Annotated in this window: 2 protein-coding genes; both read right to left on the bottom strand. The window is 46.2% G+C overall.

Annotation, left to right across the window (positions count from 1 at the left end):
• On the bottom strand, positions 1-628 hold a 628-nt coding region (gene ispH / locus R7E00_RS23970), incomplete at its 3' end, for a 4-hydroxy-3-methylbut-2-enyl diphosphate reductase (protein ID WP_318124752.1).
• 24 nt (positions 629-652) lie between these two features.
• Positions 653-1,084, bottom strand: a complete 432-nt coding sequence (fkpB, locus tag R7E00_RS23965; protein ID WP_005497184.1) for an FKBP-type peptidyl-prolyl cis-trans isomerase — start codon at positions 1,082-1,084, stop codon at positions 653-655.
• Between the last annotated feature and the right edge of the window lie 164 nt (positions 1,085-1,248).

Here is a 1,248-nt window from a genome sequence, read left to right as displayed (position 1 = left end):
GGCGGTTTTGTGTTGCGTAACAAATATCGTCTTTACGTGGACCTTGGATGTCAGGAAATACGCGGCGTAGCTCTTCAATCACATCAGCGGTTTCATCGACAGACAATGTGGTTTGGCTTACATAGTGCAGATCCGATGGATCTTTTACGATCGCTTTTAGTTTCTCAACGTCCGCAGGAGTTTCCACTAAGTACATGCCGCCAGTTTCGCTTGAGTACTGACCCATGGTACCTTCGACTTCTGGGTGACCAGCGTGACCAATCAGAACCACTTCCATATTGCGGCGGCTTGCACGCGCAACTTCCATATGAACTTTCGTTACCAATGGGCAGGTTGCATCAAATACCGTCAGATCACGCTGTTTTGCTTCTTGGCGAACCGCTTGCGATACACCATGAGCAGAGAAAATCACGATGTTGTTGTCAGGCACTTCATGTAGCTCTTCAACGAAGATAGCGCCACGCTGTTTTAGCCCTTCAACCACAAAACGGTTATGAACCACTTCATGACGAACATAGATCGGCGGCTGATACAGCTCTAGCGCACGCTCTACGATGCTAATCGCACGGTCAACACCAGCACAAAAACCGCGTGGGTTAGCTAATAGGATTTTCATTTCATTGCTCATGGAAATTATCTTTTATTGGGGTGGCTATTCTACTGACAAAATTTCAACTTCGAAAGTCACGTCTTGTCCCGCTAAAGGGTGATTAAAGTCTACCGTTACCGAATCGCCAGCAATCTCAGTAATGATGCCCGGAATTTCCATACCATCAGGGCCACTGAAAGCCATGATAGTACCGACTTCAACTTCCGCTTCACCAACAAATTTGGTGCGATCCATATGATGAATATGGTCTGGGTTAGGCATACCAAAAGCATCTTGCGCTTTGAGTTCAATCGCTTTGTTCTCACCAGATTGGAGACCCACCAAGCACTGCTCGAAGTTCTCACTCAGGCTGCCGTCACCCATCACAAACTTCGCTGGTTTGCCCATATTATGAGTGCTGTCTGCCACCGAACCATCTTTCATTTTGATCGTAAAATGCAGGGTTACTATCGAATCATTCGTTATTGTTGTCACGTTACTGCTTCCTTGTTCTTGGGTCATTACGTCTATCCGCTTTGTCTTTTTATACACTGATGTGCGGATTTGCGCTCCAACATAATAAAAAGCGTCGCTCGAATCAACGGACGACGCTTAGGGTTATTCGACTTTTCCAATATACATGGCCACGATTTAGGCTT

The organism is Vibrio sp. Vb1755 (assembly GCF_033338635.1).
GTDB lineage: Bacteria > Pseudomonadota > Gammaproteobacteria > Enterobacterales > Vibrionaceae > Vibrio > Vibrio alginolyticus.
This window is presented reverse-complemented; position numbering and strand designations above follow the sequence as displayed.